This is a genomic window from Halorussus limi, from assembly GCF_023238205.1.
GTDB lineage: Archaea > Halobacteriota > Halobacteria > Halobacteriales > Haladaptataceae > Halorussus > Halorussus limi.
On record NZ_CP096659.1, the window covers coordinates 2690695 to 2708471 of the forward strand.

A 17777-nucleotide genomic window follows, 5' to 3' on the forward strand; every position below is an offset into this window, starting at 1 on the left:
GACGGGATCGGATACGACCGGCGGGGCTGAGTCCGACCGGCCCAACCGCTCGGTCCCGCCCCGCGGTCCGCCCGAACGATTATGTCGCTGACACCCGTGGTTCCGAGGGAAACGATGGGGGAGACACGACGAGAGTTCCTTCGAGCGACAGGTGTTTCGGCGGTCGGACTGACGGGAGCGGTCCGCGTCACCGCGGGCCAATCGCAGGGGGTCGGCCTCCTGCTCAACTGGAAGCCGAACGGGCTTCACGTGCCCTACTACGCCGCGAAGGCGCGGGGCTACTACGAGGAGCAGGGCGTGAACCTGACGGAAATTAAGGCCGGACAGGGGTCGGACTTCTCGGCCAAGCAGGTCGGTCTGGGCAACGTCGAGTTCGGCGTCACCGGCGCGAGCCAGATACTCAACGTCAACTCGCGGGGCCTCTCGCCCCAGTCGGTCGGCGTGATGATGCAGCGGAGTCCGGTCGTGTTGTTCACGACGCGAGAGACCTTCGGCGGCGAGTTGACCAGCGTGGACCAACTCGCGGGCAAGACGGTCGGCACCGGTCCCGGGATGGTCAAGATACTCACGAAACTCCTGCTGGAGGAGAAAGGCGTCCTCTCGGAGGTCGAACTCGTCGACACCGGGTTCGACACGGTCCAACAGCTTCTCAGCGGGAAAATCGACGCCGCGGGCGGGGTGTTCGCCGACGCGGTGGCTACCCGGCCGAAGGCCGAGGCGGTCTACTCGATTCCGGTCGCGAAGACCATCCCCTCCTACGGCCACGTCGTGGCCACGAACGAAGAGTTCGCGACCGACAACTCCGAGACGGTCCGCGGGTTCCTGAACGCGACCGCTCGGGGCGCGGCGTGGGCCACGAACAATCCCCGGAAGGCGACCGACAGGCTTATCGAAGCCAACTCCGCGCTCAAGGAGACCGCCGAGGTCCAGCGCGCCAAGTGGGTCGAGATGGCCAGCCAGTACGTCCTCTCTCAGACGGTCCGCCAGCAGGGGTTCGCGTGGAGCAACGCGAAGCCGTGGGAGACGATGTACGAGGCGCTCCGCGACGCCGAACTGCTCGGCGGCGAGGTGGACCCCGCGACGGTCTGGACCAACGAGTACCTCGACACGGACTACCAGTACGTCGGGCGATACGCCGCGCAGGTCTCGCCGCCCGAGTCGACGCTCTCCGGGACCACCACCTCCGGAGGCGGGTCGGGAACGACCGCCGCGGGCACCGCGTCGGGGAACGCTACGTCCGGCGCGGCGTCGGAGACGACCACCCCCGGGACCGCCTCGGAGACCACTACCACCGGCGGTAGCCACTGATGAACTCCTCGGGGTCGCCACCGTCCGACGCGTCCGCGCCGGACGCGGTCGCACGGCGCGCGGCCGGGTCGGCGTCGGCGCTCGCAGCGCGGGCCGGGCCGCCGCTCGCAGTCGCCGTACTCGCGGTGGTCGCGTGGTGGGCGGCGGCCCGGACCGCGGCGGTCCCGGACGTAATCTTCCCGACTCCGTTCGACGTGGGGCGGGCGCTCGCCGACCACTGGCCCGCGCTCGTCGGCGCGGCGGGCGTCACCGCCGTCACGGCGGGTCTGGGAGTCCTCGGCGGCGCGCTGGTCGGCGTCCTGCTCGCGACGGCGATGACGGTGTCGGAGACGACTCGCGCGGTGGTCCGGCCCTACGTCGTCGCGCTCCGGGTGGTTCCGGTCGTCGCGGTCGCACCGCTCCTCTTCCGGTGGTTCGGCGACGGTGTTCCGGCCCGCGCCCTGCTCGCGGCGACGCTGGCGGTGTTCCCGGTGACGATAGCGACTCATCAGGGACTGGCCGCGACGCCCGACGAGTACCTCGCGCTGGCGCGGTCGGTCGGCGCGTCGTCGGCCGACCGGTATCTCCGGGTGCGACTCCCCGCGGCCGCGCCCCAAGCGTTCGCCGGTCTGAAAATCGCGGCCGCCGCGGGGGTCGTGGGCGCGGTGGTCTCCGAGTTCCTCACGCTCAAGGCCGGCATCGGCTACCGGGTGTTCCGGGCCTCGACGCGGCTTCAGACCGCCCGCATGGTCGCGGCGCTGTTCGTGCTGGCGTTGCTGGGCGTCGCGTTCTATCTGGTTCCGGCGCTGGCCGAGCGCCGGGTGGACTGGGGGTAGCTCACCACGAGAGTCGGTTCTCGACCGCCGCGACCGCGCCGTACACCGCCATCCCCTCGGCGAAGAGGACCACCACCGCGGCCAGCACCACGTCGGTCTGGACGTTCTCCGCGCCGACGAGAATCAGATAGCCCAGACCCGCGTCGGTCAGAATCCACTCTGCGACCACCGCGCCGACCACCGCGAGCGCGGCCGACTGCTTCAGGCCCGCGAAGACGGCGGGGAGCGCGGCCGGAATCCGGACCGAGAGGAAGGTGCGAACGGGACCGGCGTCCACCGACCGGAGCAGGTCGAGGTACTCCTCGGGCGTCTCTCGGAGTCCGGACGCCGAACTCACGAACGTCGGGAAGAACGCGACGAGCGAGACGAACGCCACCGCCGTCCCCGCGCCGGTCCCCAGATAGACCAGCAGGAGCGGCGCGACCGCTATCTTCGGCAGGACCCGGGCGGTGACGAGGTAGGGGGCGAGCGCGCGCCGGAGGACCGTCGAGTGGACCACGACCGCGGCCGCGCCGAACCCGCAGAGGACGCCGACCGCACCGCCCGCGAGAATCGTTTCGAGCGTGATTCGCGCGTTCCGGAGGTAGAGTCCCGGCCGCGCGAGCAGTCGGTCGGCGACTGCGGCGGGCGAGGGGAGCAGATACGGCGGCACGTCGAGCAGGACGACGACGGCCCACCACGCGAGGACGCCGACGGCAAGCCCTCCCGCCGGAAGCGAGAACCGCGCGGCCGGAACTCGGTCGGCGTAACTCACGGCTCCGAAGTCGTCGCTACTCGTCTCATCGGAGTTCGTACCCCTCGTGGAGCGCGGTCCGGACCCGCGCGACCTGCTCCTGAAACGCCGTCGTGCCGTACACGGACTCGTCGCGGGGTCGGGGCAACTCCACGTCGAAGACGCCCTCGATTTCGCCGGGGTGGTCGCTCATCACGACGCACCGGTCGGCCAGAAAGACCGCCTCCGGGACGCTGTGGGTCACGAAAAGGACGGTCTTTCGCTCCTCGCGCCAGACGCGCCGGACCTCGATGCCCATCTCCTCGCGGGTGAGTTCGTCGAGTTCGCCGAACGGTTCGTCCATCAGGAGGACGCTCGCACCGAGGTGGAGCGCTCGCGCGATGGCGACCCGCTGGCGCATCCCGCCCGAGAGTTCGGCGGGCCGGGCGTCCGCGAACCCCGCGAGACCGACCGTCTCCAGCAGGTCGCGGGCGCGCTCCCGGTCGGGCGACTTCCCGGCCAGTTTCCGGAGGAAGACGACGTTGTCGAGCGCCGACTTCCACGGGAGCAGGGCGTGGCGCTGGAAGACGAAGCCGAACTCGCCCGCCGCTCTGGCGCGGTCTGGCGGGTCGCCGCCGACGCTGACGGTGCCTGCGGTCGGGTCTTGGAGGCCGCCGACCGTCCGGAGCATGGTCGTCTTCCCGCACCCCGACGGGCCGATGACCGTGACGAACTCCCCCTTGCCGACCCGGAGGTCGGCGTCTGAGAGGGCGCGGACGCCCTCGAAATCGACCGTCACGCCGTCGAGTCGAATCGCGGTCTCGCCGTACTGTCTCTGCTCGCGGCCCGGTTCGTCCGTCGCTCGCGCGCCGGTTTCGTCTCCTCCCATCGAGTTCGTGGAACGTAACGGTCCGGAGCCATAGGTGGTTTTCGCCCGCGACGACCGCGCTCGCCCCGCACTCGGACCGAAACGGTCGCGTCACCCCGTCGTCTGGGAGTCGGACATCCCGTCGGCGGCGTCCGTCGCGCCCGAACCGCCACTATTCGGAGTCCTGCCGGGCCGGTTGCCCGTGTCACATCGGGGGGTTTCCTCCGGCGGAGCGCGTCGCACGACCTTCAGTATCTGGACAGAACGTGACTATATATGTGGAATACAAACAATTTTATTTCTAAAGAATGGCTCGGAATGTCTCATCGCCGGTTATCCGCCCAGTCCGAAAGTGCCGGCTTGACCACCAAGCCGGCCGACACGACGCGGACTGCACCGGGCGAATCTATCGGAGTGCGTCCGCGCGTTTACTCCGGGAGGCGACCACGTCGAGTCCGGGACTGTAGTAGTACACCGGGTCGTCGTCCGGTCGTGCGAAACCGTGGGCCGAGAGGAGCGTGTTCGCCTCGATGTCGGCGGTAGCGGGGTACAACGTCCACGGGTCGTGGTCAACGTCCGTGTACCGAACCGACCCATCCTGTGCCTCCGTGTAGAACCGATAGCGTTCGACGAGAAACGCTCCGAATGGGTCGTCGGGTGCCGAGAACGGTTCGCCGGACGGGCCGTACGTTCCCGCGTAGCGTGCGGGTCGCGAACCCGGATGCCGACGGCGACTGTCGAACCGCACTCGGCCGTCTTCCCACTTCAGCGCGATTCGCGCGTAGTAGTAGGGCAGGTGATGGAACAGGCGCGCGCCGAGAACGCTCGCGATACCCTGCGCGTCGAGACTGAAGAAGTAGACGCTCGGGACGCCGTCGCGGGTGACGTACGTCCGGAGGTTGAGTTCGGGGAGTCGGATACCGAACGCTTCGGGGACTCCTCTCGGCCGGACGGCGACGTTGGTGAACGGAATGACCGAGAGCCACGCCGACCCGTCGTACTCGTCGGGGGCGAACCCGTCGGGCAGGTGGGCGTCCATCACCTCCGGGTCGACCCGCCAGTTCTCGAAGAGAAGGTGTCGCCATCCCATCTCCAGCGCAACGACCATAGACTCACTCCGCGACCCGTACAAAAATCTCTTCGGGACACATGGTACTACCCGTTCTGCGTCTGAAGGGAGGCGTACTGCCGACCCACGCGGGGATTCGACCTGATTCGACGGCGATGCGGCGCGGCCGGGAAACCGACTACGTTTAGGCCGATTCTCTATCCCAGTATATGATTTATTCATGGTTTTCACTTTCGCTTTGCCACCGAGAAGCCTTTAACATCTACGCGGCTACGACGTACTACAGAATGCCATCTATCCAGTCGACGCTCGGCGAGGAGGAGGGGATCGCCGAGGAGCTGGCCGAGAGCCAGCGACAGATCTCCATCGCCGAATTCTTCGAGAAGAACAAGCACATGCTCGGGTTCGACAGCGGGGCCCGGGCGCTGGTGACGGCGGTGAAGGAGGCGGTCGACAACGCCCTCGACGCGACCGAAGAGGCTGGCATCAAGCCCGACATCTACGTCGAAATCGACGACGCGGGCGACTACTACACCCTCGTCGTCGAGGACAACGGTCCCGGCATCACCAAGGAACAGCTCCCCAAGGTGTTCGGAAAGCTCCTCTACGGGTCGCGGTTCCACGCTCGCGAGCAATCGCGCGGTCAGCAGGGAATCGGGATTTCGGCCGCCGTCCTCTACTCTCAGTTGACCTCCGGCAAGCCCGCCAAGATCACGAGCAAGACCGAAGGAGGCACCGAGCAGTACTTCGAACTCATCATCGACACCGACGAGAACGAACCCGAAATCAAAGACGAGTCCGACACGCCGCCCGCGGGCAAGCACGTCAACGACACCCACGGGACGCGCATCGAGTTGGAGATGGAGGCCAACATGCGCGCCCGCCAGCAGCTCCAGCGCTACATCAAGCACACGGCAGTCGTCAACCCGCACGCTCGCATCGAGTACCGCGAGCCGAGCATGGACGAACCCCAGCACTTCCGGCGGGCCGACCGCGCCGAACTCCCGGCCGAGACCGAGGAGATTCGCCCGCACCCCCACGGCGTCGAACTCGGCACGGTGCTGAAGATGCTGGCGAGTACCGACTCCCACAGCGTCTCCGGCTTCGTCCAAGAGGAGTTCACCCGCGTCGGTCGGAAGACCGCCGACTCCATCCTCGACAACTTCCGCGACCGCCACCTCGGCCGCGAAGCCGCGTGGCGACCGCCCCAGTCTCACGAGAAGTCCGACCTCGCGCGCGCTGTCGCGAACGCGGTCTCGAACAAAAGCGCTGACGCGACCGCGACGTTCGGCGACGAAGTCGCGGAGGCAGTGACCGCTCGGAACCGGGTCGCCCACAGCGAACTGGTCGAAATCGTCGCCGAGACCGCCGAGTCGGTCGGCGACGACCACGGCGAGACGTTCGGCGACACCGTACGGGAGAAGGCCGTCGAGGCGGCGTGGAGCGAACTCACCGACGAGCGCACGAGCGACCTCTACGAACTCGTCGACAAGGCGACCAGCACCCGGAAGGACGACGAGACGGTCCACGGTCTCGCCGAACGCCTCGCCAAGCGCTTCGAGAAGGGCCGCGAGCGCGACCGGGCCACTCACGACGAGGTCCGGGAGTACGTCGACCGCGCGGCCGACCAGACCGAGGAGTACGACGACGCGACTATCGGCGACACGGCCCGCGAGAACGTCGTGATGGAGGTCTGGAACACGATGGTCACGGTCCCCGACGAGGTGCCGAAGGTCCGGGAGTTCGTGGACGACCGCGACATGTCCAGCGACCTGCTGGAGTCGATGAAAGACACCGACATCATCTCACCGCCGACCAACTGCCTGTCGCCCATCACCGACGAACTGGTGGAGGCCGGACTCCGGAAAGAGTACGACGCCGACTTCTACGCCGCCTCGACCCGCGACGCCGACGTTCACGGGGGCGACCCGTTCATCGTGGAGGCCGGAATCGCCTACGGCGGCGAGTTGGACGAGGACGGCAAAGCGGAAGTCCTGCGGTTCGCCAACCGGGTCCCGCTGGTCTACCAGCGCGGGGCCTGCGCGACGACCGACGTGGTCAAGTCCATCGGGTGGCGCAACTACAACCTCAGCCAACCGGGCGGGTCGGGCATCCCGAACGGCCCGGCGGTCATCATGGTCCACGTCGCCTCGACCAACGTGCCGTTCACCAGCGAGAGCAAGGACGCCATCGCCAACGTCCCCGAAATCGAGGACGAAATCGAACTTGCGATTCGGGAGGCCGCACGCGAACTCAAGTCGTACCTCAACAAGCGCAAGTCGCTGGAGAAGCGCAAGAAGAAGCAGAACGTCATCGCCTCCATCCTGCCGGAGATGGCCGAGAAGTTGGCCGACGTGACCGACCAGAGCAAGCCGCAGTACGAGGACGCGCTGGCCCGCATCATGAACAACGTCCTCGTGGAGCGCGAGGTGGAGGACGGAACGGTTCGGCTCTCGGTAGAGAACAACACCAGCACGAACGCCTCGCCCGAGATTACCGACATCGTGAGCGCGCAACCGCAGAACCTCTCGGACGGTGCGACCGCCGTCGACATGGACGGCGAGTGGTTCGTCAAGTGGTCGCCGACTGTCGAGAGCGGCGACGAGGCCGTTCTGGAGTACGAAGTGGACGGAGAGGCAGAGTTCGACGTTAGCGTCGAAGGAATCGAAGACCCCAAACTCACGGTAAACCAATGAGCGCAGACAACGAAGCAGAAGCCCAAGAGAAACTCATCGACCTCGCGGCGGAGTTCTACGACCAGTTCGAGCGGGGCGAAATCCCCGAAATGTCGGTCCCGACACGGACCAAGAGCAACATCGTCTTCGACGAGGACGAGGACGTGTGGGTGTACGGCGACCGCGAGAGCACCCGGAGCGCCAACAGCGTCCGGGGCGCTCGTAAACTCCTGAAGGCGATATACACTATCGACTTCCTCTCCGAGCAGTTGGAGGAGGACCGCTCCTCGACCCTGCGTGAACTCTACTATCTGAGCGAGAGTTGGGACGTGAACGAGGCGCAGTTCTCCTCGCAGGACGAGTCGAACCAGTTGGTCGAGGACCTCGAAATCGTCTCGGAGGTCACCCGCGAGGACTTCCACATGCGCCCCGAGGAGTCGGGCGCGACCATTATGGGACCGCTCTACCTCCGCGAGCAGACCCGCCGGGGCGAGCGCGAGATTCACTGTCAGGAGGACGTGGGCGAGGGCGGCTACCAGATTCCGAACAACCCCGACACCATCGAGTTCCTCGACCACGACGCGGACTTCGTCCTCTGCGTGGAGACCGGTGGCATGCGGGACCGACTGGTCGAGAACGGCTTCGACGAGGAGTACAACACCATCGTCGTCCACCTCAAGGGCCAACCGGCGCGTGCGACTCGACGCATCACCAAGCGCCTCCACGACGAACTCGACCTGCCGGTCACGGTGTTCACTGACGGCGACCCGTGGTCGTACCGCATCTTCGGGTCGGTGGCGTACGGGTCCATCAAGTCGGCCCACCTCAGCGAGTACCTCGCCACGCCCGAGGCCCAATTCATCGGCATCCAACCCGAGGACATCGTGGAGTACGACCTGCCGACCGACCCCCTGAGCGACTCCGACGTGAACGCCCTCGAATCGGAACTGGAGGACCCGCGCTTCCAGACCGACTACTGGGAGGAACAGATAGAGATTCAGTTGGACATCGAGAAGAAGTCCGAACAGCAGTCGCTGGCGTCTCACGGTCTCGACTTCGTGACCGAGACCTACCTGCCCGAGCGACTCGACGCGATGGGCGTGCTGTAGTCCGAAAAATCGCCGCCGTTCCTCAGGCGAACTCTCGTTCGCTCTTCCGACTGTTCTCGTCGCCCTCGACTCGTTCGCGGACGAACGGGTCGCCGTTCGCGCACGCCCGGCAGTAGACGTTCTCGCCCTCGTTCAGCGTCTCGACCGGAATCCCGGCGAGGTAGCGCTTCTCGGTGAAGGTCCGGCGCACGCCGGTTCCGACCGGCCGGGCGCAGGCCGAGCAGGGCCGGTTCGGCGCGTCCACGACCTCCTCGTCGGTGGTGCGTCGGCGGCCGAACGTCGTCGGCGACTCGGTCCCCGGCGCGAACTGGGCGCTGAGCGGAATCGACGCGGCGGCCGCGAGCAGGCAGGCGGCGGCGACGGCGGTCGGCGCGAGCGACGACGTGACCAGCAGTAGCACCGCCCCGACGAACGCGAGGCAGAGTCCGAGCGTCAGTCCCGCGGCGACGCCGACCGCCGACAGCAGCGTCCACCCCGACCGTTCGTCGGGGCGGCGCTCGGTCCCGTCGGCGCGCAACTCGACGCGCTCGGCCCCGGGCGAGTAGCGATACCACGCGTACAGCAGGTTTCCGACCGGACTGGTGGCAGCGAGCAGGAGCGCGTGTATCCACGGCGACCCGAGAGTGCGGTCTACCATCACCACCCGGTCGCCGTCGTCGCGTTTCACGTCCCATCCCTCGACCGCGTAGCGCTCGACTCGCTCGCGGAGGTCGGGGTTCGAGACGGTCGGGCCGCCGCGCGAGGAGGGCGCCTCGGAGACGAACCGTTCGGCGGTCTCTGAAGCGAATCGCGCGGCGCGTTCGGTGCCGGACGCCCGAGCGTTCGTCCGCCCTATGTCGTTCGACTCGTCGCCCACGGCGGTCCCGCACTGCGAGCAGAATGCGTCGCCGGGCGACAGCGACGACCCGCACTGCGAGCAGAAGTTGGGTGTGGTGCGAGAACTCACGTCCTAACTTGCCGGAGCCGGAATAAGTAGGTTATGTTGGATTTCCGAGAACGGGACGGGGAACCGAACTGACGGCGGTCGTCGCCGTCGTGCGTCGCCGCGTCCGCGACCGAGGCGGCGACAGCGAGGGGTCACTCGCGGTCGAACCAACTGTCCAGCGCCGCTTCGACCGCCTCGTCCTGCGAGCGGACGTGTTCGCGCTCGGGGTCGCTCCGAAACTCCGGTCGACGGAGGTCGCCGACCGCCACGCGCTCGGCGTCGAGTTCCGCGGCCGCGGCGACTCGGTCGTCGTCCAGCGCGAACGGACGGCCGTCCTCTGCGCGGCCACCGCGGTCCACCAGCGTTCGGGCCGCTTCGAGCGCGTCGATGCCCCGTTCGGTCCAGCACTCGTGACAGCACCGGAAGCGGAGGGTGCCGCTGTAGCCGCCGACCGCGGTCGGCGCGAGGCCGCCGTCCATCGCCGCGCCCCAGACGAGACCGAGCGTCTCGACCGTGACGTGGCGGTCGTCGTCGCTCCCGCAAGCCGCGCAGACGGTCGGTTCGTCGGCGTAGGGCCAGTCGTCGGGAACCTTCTCCATGCTCGAAACGTGGCACCCGACCGACAAATACGTGTCTCTTCGGAGGTCCGGGTGCTCGCGGCGGTGCCGTTCGTCCGCGTCGAACTTGCTCGGTGGACCGAGACGGGACTGATTCCTACCCTGCAACCAGCTTGGGGCCGGTCCGGCCGCGAAGCCACCGTTCGACCACGGCTAGCAGGAGGTAGCCCGCGGCGTACAGCGGCGCGAAGAGGAAGACGAACGTGAACCCGGGCGTATCACCCTGCCCGCTCCCGATTGGCGGGTATTCGACGAGGACGTGCCAGAACAGGAGGAGACCGGCCATCAGCGCGACCGGACTCCGGACCCGGTAGTGAACCCAGAGGACAATCGGCACGCCGACGGCACCGACCGCCCCGAGGAACGCGCCACAGACCGTCCACCAGAGCGGCGTCGAGAAGGCGATTTCGGAGTCGGGGCGGAGACTCCACGCGAGAACGACGGCGGCGTAGAGCACGCTTGCGATGCCGCCGAACATGAGCGGGCGAGTCCCTTTTCGAGTCGGGACCCTCACGTCTAAAAGCAGATGACGTGCTCGGGAAAGATAGTTCTGTAGGTCGCCCCGTCTACTCGTCAAGCACCACGGGAACGCCGCGTTTCGCCACGTCGGCCGCGAACGCGCCCGAGTCGGTCTCCAGCGCCTCGAAGGTGTTGTAGTGAATCGGCAGCACGAGGTCGGGGTCCATCTCCGCGGCGAGGTCGGCGGCCTCCTCGCGGTCCATCGTGAACGACCCGCCGATGGGCGGACAGAACAGCGACACGTCGAGTTCGGCGTGGCCCGGCAGGGCGTCGGAGTCGCCCGGCCAGAACACCGTCACGTCCTCCGCGTTCCGGCCGGGGAGCGTGAGGTGGTAGCCGACGCCGAACCCCTCGGGGTGGAACGGGTCGCCGTTCTCGTCGGTGTGGGGACCGTCGGGTCGGTTGTACCCCGCGACCGACCGGACGATGACGTCGCCGAACAGTCGGTCGTCCTCCTCGTCCACCCGGACCACGTCGCAGGGCAACTCGTCCAAGTCCTCCACGTCGCGGTCGATTTTCGGCGGGTAGACCGCCTCGTAGACGACAAGCGTGGCCTCCTCGCCCGCGACGCGCCGAATCGCGTCCGAGTCGTAGTGGTGGTCGTGGGTCACGAGGACTATGTCGCCGTCCTCCGGGCGGTAGTCGCGCGGTTCCGGGTGGCCGACGCCCTGCGTGTCGGGGCGCCACTCGCCCGTCAGCGTGCCGTACCGACCGGGGTCGAGGTAGACGACCGTTCCGTCGGGCGATTCGAGTCGCAGGCCGGCGTAGCCGAGCCACTCCGCGGCGAGTCCGTCGTGTCGAATCGTCATGCTCTCGGGTTGGAGCGCCCGAGTCAAAACGGTTCGGCCTCGGCGGAACGCTGGTTCCGGGATAGAGTACGAAGTTCTGTCGGTGGTTCGCGCCACGGGCGCGTCCGACAGTCGGTCCGCAACGCACTCGAAACGAGAAAGTTAGTCGGCGCGCCGGAACGCCCGGAGCGTGTCGCGCTTCGTCGTCCGGCACTCAACTTCGGCGAAGCCCAGTTCGGTGAAGATGCGGTTCCAGTTGCGGTAGTAGAGCGGGAACTCCTCTTTCACGTAGTTGACGCCCCGGCGAGCGGCCGCCTCGATGTCCTCGTCACCGTCGGTCGAGTCGGCGGCGGCCGAGTCGTCGGTGGTAAACTCGGCGTTCGCTCCGTCAGCGTCCGCTTCGGAGTCGCCGGCGTCCGCGTCCGCCGGGTCGCCGTCGCGGTCCTCGTTCTCCACGGTGAGCAGCGCGTCGTCGGTGATGCGGGCCAGTTCCCCGAACACCGCCTCGTCGTCGGGGTGGATGTGCTGGAGCGTCTCGACCGAGAAGACCGCGTCGAACCGACGGTCGGGGAACTCCGGGGAGAGGTCCTCGATGGCGTCGTTGTAGAAGGTCCCGGCGTCGGCGAGGTCGGGGTAGGTGTCGGCCATCACGTCGAAGGCCTCGTCGTTGATTTCGACGCCGTGGAGGTCGGTGTAGCCGTGTTCGTGGAGGTGCGCGAGGTGTCGGCCCGAACTGCACCCGAGTTCGAGGACGGCCGCGTCCGACCCGACGAACGAGTCGAGGAGGTCGAGAATCATCTCGCTCGTCTCGTCGGGACCGTAGTAGGCGTAGTAGCTCGGGGAGTACTCGCCCGACCGCTCCGCCCACCGTCTTCGGACTTCGTCAGAATTCACTACTGTCGGAACGGACCGCTGGCGTAAAACCCCACCGGCTTCCGGACAGGAGACCCATTTCGGGACGACGGGCGACCGGAGTTCGAGACGGCGAGACGCCGACTCCCTCGCCCAGCGGTTTTTTCGGGCTCGCTGACCTATCTCGGGAGCGATGGTCGTCTCGACGCTGATTCCCGTCGTCGTCTTCCTCGTCGGCATCGGACTGGTGGTCTGGAGCGTCGAGGAGTTCGTCGAACACGTCGCCGAGGCCGCGGTGGACCTCGGCGTCTCGACGTTCCTGCTCACGGTCGTCCTCGCCGGGACCGACCTCGAAAACGCGGTTCTGGGGGTCGCGGCCGCCGCGGGCGACCTGCCGGACGTGGCGCTGGGCACCGTCTTCGGCGAGGCGCTGTTCATCCTCGGCGCGGCGGTCGGTCTCGCCGGCGTGCTGGTCCCGTTCGAGGAGTCGACGCCGCGGGAGTATCTGGCGCTGACCGCCCTCTCGCCCGCGCTCCTCGCCCTGCTCTCGGTCGACGGCCGACTCTCGCGTCTCGACGGTGCGGTCCTGCTGGTCGCGTTCGCGCCGCTCCTCTGGGTGGTCTACCGACTGGAGTCGTCGCGCTCGACCCGGTTTCTGGAGGCCGAGGACGCCGAGGAAATCGAGGACGAGGCGGCGGCCGACGGAGACGACTCGGGCGACGGGGACGCCGAGGAGGACGAGCGCGAACTGGCCGAAATCGGGGTCGTCCTGCTCGCAATCGTCGGCATGACCGCGGGGTCGGAGTTGGCGGTGATGGGCGCCCGCGACATCCTCGACGCGTTCGACCTCGTGGGACTCGCGTTCGGGGCGACCGTGATGAGTTTCATCGCGAGTCTGGAGGAGTTGCTTCTCACGGTCGAACCCGTCCGCGACGGCCGTCCCGCGGTCGGCATCGGCAACGTCGTCGGGAGCATGCTCTTCTTCGTCACCGCGAACGCGGGCGTCGTCGCGGTCGTCCGGCCCCTCGACCTCTCGGCGACCGTCTTCGCGGTCCACTGGCCGTTCTTCCTCGTGGCGCTCGCGCTCGTGCTGGCGTTCCTCTTCCGGGGCGTGGTCGGCCGGGCGGAGGGTGCGCTCCTGCTCGCCGTCTACGCGGGCTACTGGGTGGCGAACTACCTGCCGTGAGGGCCGACCGTTTCGACCGGTATCCCGCGTTCGCGGAAGGTCCGCTTCGCGCGCTCGAACTCCGACTCGCCGTACGAGAGCAGGCCGGAGGGCATCATCACGCGGCGTCGCTTCACGCCGCCGTCCCGCCAGTACCGGACGACCAATCGCGGGCGAGTCAGCCAGTCGTCGCCAGCCACGGCCGTGACCGACTCCACGTCGTACAGCGGGATGCGGTCGGCCGACCCGACTCCGCGGCGGCGATTGGCCGCCCGTCCGGCGACGAGGAGCGTGACGACCGCTATCGCGCCGACGACCAGCGCGCGCCACTCGCCCGAACTCGCGACTCGGGCGCTGGCGACGAGCAGCGCGGCGTAGAGACCGAGATAGACGGCGAGGAGCGGTCTGTTCCCCTCCCAGTAGCGTTTGGCCTGCAGGTAGAGTCCCGACTCGACGCGGAGTTCGTCGTCGGTCAGCACGCAGCGCCCGCGCTTGGTCCGGAAACTCGCCACGTCGATTCTGTCAACTTCGGTGGGGGAATAGTTTACTGCGGTCGCGTGGAGTCCGTTCGACGTAGCTACGCGAAGAGAGTACGAGTCGTCGAAGCTAGCTATCGCCGACGCCCATCGAACCGCAACCGGACAGCACGCACCTAAACCTGCTCGTCGTTCGCGTCCGTTCACGACGACCTCGCGCGGAGATGCCGCATCGCCCGGAGTGACGCGCCAGCACGCGCTGAGAGCGGGAAGTCGAACGGTCGCGCTACTGCTGGTCGGCCAGTCGTTCGACGCGCGCCAGCGAGTCGGCGTTCTCGGGGTCCTTGTCCTCGCGGACGCCCAAGAACCGGGGGAACCGCAGGGCGTACCCCGACGAGTAGGTCGGGGACTCCTGAATCTCCTCGTAGCCCACCTCGAAGACGACTTCGGGGGCGATTTCGACCTCCTGTCCGTCCTGCTCGCGGACGTGGGGTTCCAGCAGTTCGGTCAGGTCCGCGAGTTCCTCGTCGGTGATGCCGGTGGCGACCTTGCCGAGCGTCTCGAACTGTTCACCCTCCCCGACGCGCGCCGAGAGCAGGAACGTGCCGAGGAAACTCGCGCGCCTGCCCTCGCCCCACTCCGCGCCCGTGACCACGAGGTCCAGCGTCTCCACGTCGGGTTTGCGCTTGAGCCAGTTCTTCCCCCGGCGGCCGGGCGAGTAGGTCGAGTCGGGGTTCTTGAGCATGATGCCCTCGTGGCCGGCGTCGAGGGCCTCGGCCTCGATGTCGGCGATTTCCTCGGCGTCGTCGGTTATCCAGAGCGACGAGAGGCCCGACGGGTCGCCCCCCGAGTCGTCGCTCGCTTCGCCCGCGGAGGCGCCGGCGCCGAGCAGGCCCTCCAGTCGGTCGTGGCGCTCGGGCAGGGGCGTCCGGAGTAGGTCGTCGCCGGCGGCGTGGAGGCAGTCGAACGCGAACAGGTCGAGTTCGACCTCCTCGCGGGCTTGGGCAACGTCGTGCTTCCGGCGGAATCGCCGCAGGACCTCCTGAAACGGCCGGGGGTCGCCGTCCTCGGTGGCGACGACTTCGCCGTCGAGGATGGCCGGCGCGTCCACGTTCGCCTCGACGTGTTCGACGATTTCGGGGAGCGCGTCGGTCACGTCCTCCATGTTCCGCGAGAAGACGGCGACCTCCCGGTCGTCGCTCGCGCTCGCGTCCGCCGCGGCGGAACCGGCGGTTTCGCTCGCCCAGGCCAACCCCTCCGGGTCGTAGTGAATCTGGACGCGAGCGCCGTCGTACTTCCACTCGACGGCGACCTCGTCCCAGTCGTCGAGCGCGTCGGCGACGCTCCCTGCCTGCGCGAGCATCGCCTGCACCGGGCGGCCGAGTTCGAGGTCGAGCGCCGCGAGACCGTCCGCGCCCTCCTCGCGGGCGACGCGAGCTACCTCGCCGTAGTCGTTCGACACCTGCAGGGCGCGCTCGACTGCCTCGACAGGAACGTCGAAGGCGTCGGCGGTGGCGTCCCGGACGGTGCCCTCGCCGACGCCGATGCGCATCTCCGAGAGGACGAGTCGCGCGAGATAGCGGGCCTCAGTCGCGCTCGCTCGGTTGAACAGCGCGAACAGGACGTCTATCTTCTTGTCCTGACTGCCGGAGCCTTCGGCGGCGGCGAGAGCGTCGAGTTCGTCGGCGACTTCCGCGACGGTCAGGTCGTTGGCGCCGCTCGCGCCGGAGTCGCCGCCCGCGCCCCCGCCGGTGAACGCGCCGAGACCCTGCTGGCCGCCGAAGTCGTAGCTCGCGGCCACCTCGCCGATGTCGCCCACCTCGGCGAGGCGGTCCTCCACGTCGTCGGCCGAGACGTTGGTTCCGGCGGCCCGCGCGATGGCCTCGTAGCAGTAGTTCGGCCCGATGTCGAGGGTCCGCGAGGACCACGCCGGGAACACGCGGCCCTGCACGAACCGGGCCAGCACGGGGAGGTCGTCGTTCGCGCCCTCGAACAGGCGCGTGACCTGCTCGGTAATCGCGGTGTCGGCGCTCAACTCCTCGATTTCGGCGGCGATGTCGGCGAACTCCCCGAATTGCATCGGTCGTGAGTAGTCGGTAGGTCGGATTAAGCGGTTCGACTCTCGATTCGGATTCGTCTCGGGGATGTCGTCGCGGCGGGACGGAGGTGGAAGTTAAAGACGGTGACAGCCAAGTGAGGGTCGCGAGCAGGAAAGAAATCTCCTTCATCCTCTTGGAAATGAAAACGAGTGTCAGAGAACGGAATAAACTGGTTACGGGCGCAAAAATCCACGTCACTCCTCGACGGCCAGTTCCGACTCGTCGCCGAGTGCGTCGTCCAACGCTCGGACGAGCGCCCGGCCCTTCGCCAGCGTCTCCTCGTACTCGGCGTCGGGGTCCGAGTCGTGGACGATGCCCGCGCCGACCCGGAGGTAGTAGCGCTCGCCCGCCCGGACCAGCGTCCGGATGGTCATGTTGAGCGTGGCGCGCTCGTCGAACCCCACGACGCCGATAGCGCCGGTGTAGGGGCCGCGTCGGGTCGATTCGAGTTCGTCGATAATCTCCATCGTCCGGGGTTTCGGCGCGCCCGTGATGGTCCCGCCCGGAAAGACGGCGGCGATGGCGTCCGCCACCGAGGCGTCGGCGCGGCGTCGGCCCACGACCTTCGAGACGGTGTGCATCACCGCCGAGTAGCGGTCGATGCGCCGGTACTCGGACACCTCGACCGACCCGTACTCGCAGACCTTCCCGAGGTCGTTTCGCTCCAAGTCGACCAGCATCGCGTGTTCGGCGTGTTCCTTCTCGCTGTCGAGCAGTTCGCGCTCCAGTCGTCGGTCCGCCGCGGGCGTCTCGCCGCGCGGTCGGGTCCCGGCGATGGGTTCGGTCACGAGGCGGTCGCCAGCGCAGTCTATCAGGAGTTCCGGACTGGCCGAGACCAAATCGACGCCGGGGAACTCCACCAGCGCGGAGAATGGCGCGGGGTTGACCCGGCGGAGCGCCGCGAACGCCGAGACGGGATGGACCGCGGCGGGCGCGACGAGTCGCTGGGAGACGTTGGCCTGAAACGTCTCGCCGTCGCGGACGTACGACTTGGTCCGGCGCACGCGCTCGGCGTACTCCTCGCGGCCGACCTCGTTGCGGAACGTCGCGGTGTCGGCGTCCGCTGGCGGGGCCTCGACGGTCGAGTCGCCCTCGCGCGCCCGGCGAGCGAGGGCGGTGGCGCGCTCGACCGCCCGGTCGTACGCGCCGCCGAAGTCGTCCTCCGGCGCGACCCGGGGACAGCAGGTCACCCGCAGTTCGGTCGGCCCCTCGCCGCGGGGTTCGCGCCACGCCGCCACGCGGTCGTAGACGCCCAACTGGAGTCGCGCGAGACCCCGGTCGTCGGCGGTCGTGTCGGGCAGGTCCTCCAACTCGCGGGCGAGGTCGTAGGAGAACCACCCGAACGCGCCGCAGGGGTAGGGCACCTCGCAGTCGCCCCGGACCAGTCGCTCCGCGCGGAGCAGGTCGTCCACCGCCTCGAACCCGCCGGGGGTCGCGTCCGAGGCGTCCGTCCGGACCCACCGCTCGGGGTCGGTGGCGAAGTAGCCCCACCCGTCCTGTCCGCCGGTGGTTTCGAGGTACACTCCGCCCTCCTCGTCGCGCGCCCGCCGGTAGGCGTCGTACGGGTCGCCGACCGTCGTCCGGACTTCGACCGGAATCCGGGCGGGCGCGTCGAGGGTCGCCGCGAGTCGCTCGAACGACTCGCGCGAACTGACCGTTCGAATCGTCACGAGAGGGAGTATCACGGCCGGGGTTATTTCACTTCGCTTTCCCGCCGGCGCGCGACTTACATCTCGCGGATGCGCTCGACACTCGCGGACGCACTGGACGCTCGCCGATG

At 68.2% G+C, this 17777-nt stretch carries 16 protein-coding genes; 5 read left to right on the forward strand and 11 right to left on the reverse strand.

Translation table 11 applies throughout. The features are described 5' to 3' along the window. The first annotated feature begins 114 nt into the window (after positions 1-114). Together M0R89_RS13910 and M0R89_RS13915 are read left to right on the forward strand one after the other, a co-directional pair. Positions 115-1308 (forward strand): ABC transporter substrate-binding protein, encoded by a 1194-nt coding sequence (locus tag M0R89_RS13910; RefSeq protein WP_248649681.1) that lies wholly within the window; start codon positions 115-117, stop codon positions 1306-1308. After that, a complete protein-coding gene (locus M0R89_RS13915; RefSeq protein ID WP_248649682.1) occupies positions 1308-2123 on the forward strand; it encodes an ABC transporter permease in 816 nt (271 codons plus the stop codon). Before M0R89_RS13910 ends, M0R89_RS13915 begins: the two co-directional genes overlap by 1 nt. A gap of 1 nt (position 2124) precedes the next feature. Here the strand turns inward: M0R89_RS13915 and M0R89_RS13920 are convergent, their stop codons facing one another. From M0R89_RS13920 to M0R89_RS13930, 3 genes are all read right to left on the reverse strand, one after another. After that, positions 2125-2877 (reverse strand): ABC transporter permease, encoded by a 753-nt coding sequence (locus tag M0R89_RS13920; protein WP_248649683.1) that lies wholly within the window; start codon positions 2875-2877, stop codon positions 2125-2127. Between the two features lie 25 nt (positions 2878-2902). Continuing rightward, on the reverse strand, positions 2903-3724 hold the full coding sequence (locus tag M0R89_RS13925; RefSeq protein ID WP_248649684.1) for an ABC transporter ATP-binding protein: 822 nt from the start codon (positions 3722-3724) through the stop codon (positions 2903-2905). 385 nt (positions 3725-4109) lie between these two features. Then, a complete protein-coding gene (locus tag M0R89_RS13930) occupies positions 4110-4811 on the reverse strand; it encodes a YqjF family protein (protein WP_248649685.1) in 702 nt (233 codons plus the stop codon). A gap of 248 nt (positions 4812-5059) precedes the next feature. Here M0R89_RS13930 and M0R89_RS13935 point away from each other — a divergent pair, with 248 nt between their 5' ends. Further along, positions 5060-7468: a DNA topoisomerase VI subunit B gene (locus M0R89_RS13935; protein WP_248649686.1), complete on the forward strand. Its 2409-nt coding sequence runs from the start codon at positions 5060-5062 to the stop codon at positions 7466-7468. Next, entirely contained in the window at positions 7465-8556 is a 1092-nt protein-coding gene (locus tag M0R89_RS13940; RefSeq protein WP_248649687.1) for a DNA topoisomerase IV subunit A, read from the forward strand. Before M0R89_RS13935 ends, M0R89_RS13940 begins: the two co-directional genes overlap by 4 nt. A gap of 22 nt (positions 8557-8578) precedes the next feature. On the opposite strand, the gene M0R89_RS13945 is transcribed toward M0R89_RS13940, so the two are convergent. From M0R89_RS13945 to M0R89_RS13965, 5 genes are all read right to left on the reverse strand, one after another. After that, positions 8579-9502, reverse strand: a complete 924-nt coding sequence (locus M0R89_RS13945; protein WP_248649688.1) for a zinc ribbon domain-containing protein — start codon at positions 9500-9502, stop codon at positions 8579-8581. Positions 9503-9633: 131 nt separating this feature from the next. Continuing rightward, on the reverse strand, positions 9634-10080 hold the full coding sequence (locus M0R89_RS13950) for a hypothetical protein (RefSeq protein WP_248649689.1): 447 nt from the start codon (positions 10078-10080) through the stop codon (positions 9634-9636). A 115-nt stretch (positions 10081-10195) separates the two neighbouring features. Continuing rightward, positions 10196-10576, reverse strand: a complete 381-nt coding sequence (locus tag M0R89_RS13955; RefSeq protein ID WP_248649690.1) for a hypothetical protein — start codon at positions 10574-10576, stop codon at positions 10196-10198. Positions 10577-10664: 88 nt separating this feature from the next. Further along, a complete protein-coding gene (locus M0R89_RS13960) occupies positions 10665-11426 on the reverse strand; it encodes an MBL fold metallo-hydrolase (protein WP_248649691.1) in 762 nt (253 codons plus the stop codon). A 141-nt stretch (positions 11427-11567) separates the two neighbouring features. Beyond that, positions 11568-12299: a class I SAM-dependent methyltransferase gene (locus M0R89_RS13965; protein ID WP_248649692.1), complete on the reverse strand. Its 732-nt coding sequence runs from the start codon at positions 12297-12299 to the stop codon at positions 11568-11570. Positions 12300-12450: 151 nt separating this feature from the next. Between M0R89_RS13965 and M0R89_RS13970 the strand changes: the two genes are divergently transcribed. Further along, entirely contained in the window at positions 12451-13443 is a 993-nt protein-coding gene (locus M0R89_RS13970) for a sodium:calcium antiporter (RefSeq protein WP_248649693.1), read from the forward strand. Here the strand turns inward: M0R89_RS13970 and M0R89_RS13975 are convergent. From M0R89_RS13975 to pabB, 3 genes are all read right to left on the reverse strand, one after another. Further along, positions 13431-13934 (reverse strand): hypothetical protein, encoded by a 504-nt coding sequence (locus tag M0R89_RS13975; protein ID WP_248649694.1) that lies wholly within the window; start codon positions 13932-13934, stop codon positions 13431-13433. The two genes, M0R89_RS13970 and M0R89_RS13975, sit on opposite strands and share 13 nt — an antisense overlap. A 250-nt stretch (positions 13935-14184) precedes the next feature. After that, positions 14185-15978, reverse strand: a complete 1794-nt coding sequence (ligA, locus tag M0R89_RS13980; protein ID WP_248649695.1) for an ATP-dependent DNA ligase LigA — start codon at positions 15976-15978, stop codon at positions 14185-14187. Positions 15979-16191: 213 nt separating this feature from the next. After that, complete coding sequence (gene pabB / locus M0R89_RS13985) at positions 16192-17667, reverse strand: aminodeoxychorismate synthase, component I (protein ID WP_438267666.1); 1476 nt, start codon at positions 17665-17667, stop codon at positions 16192-16194. Positions 17668-17777: the final 110 nt, after the last annotated feature.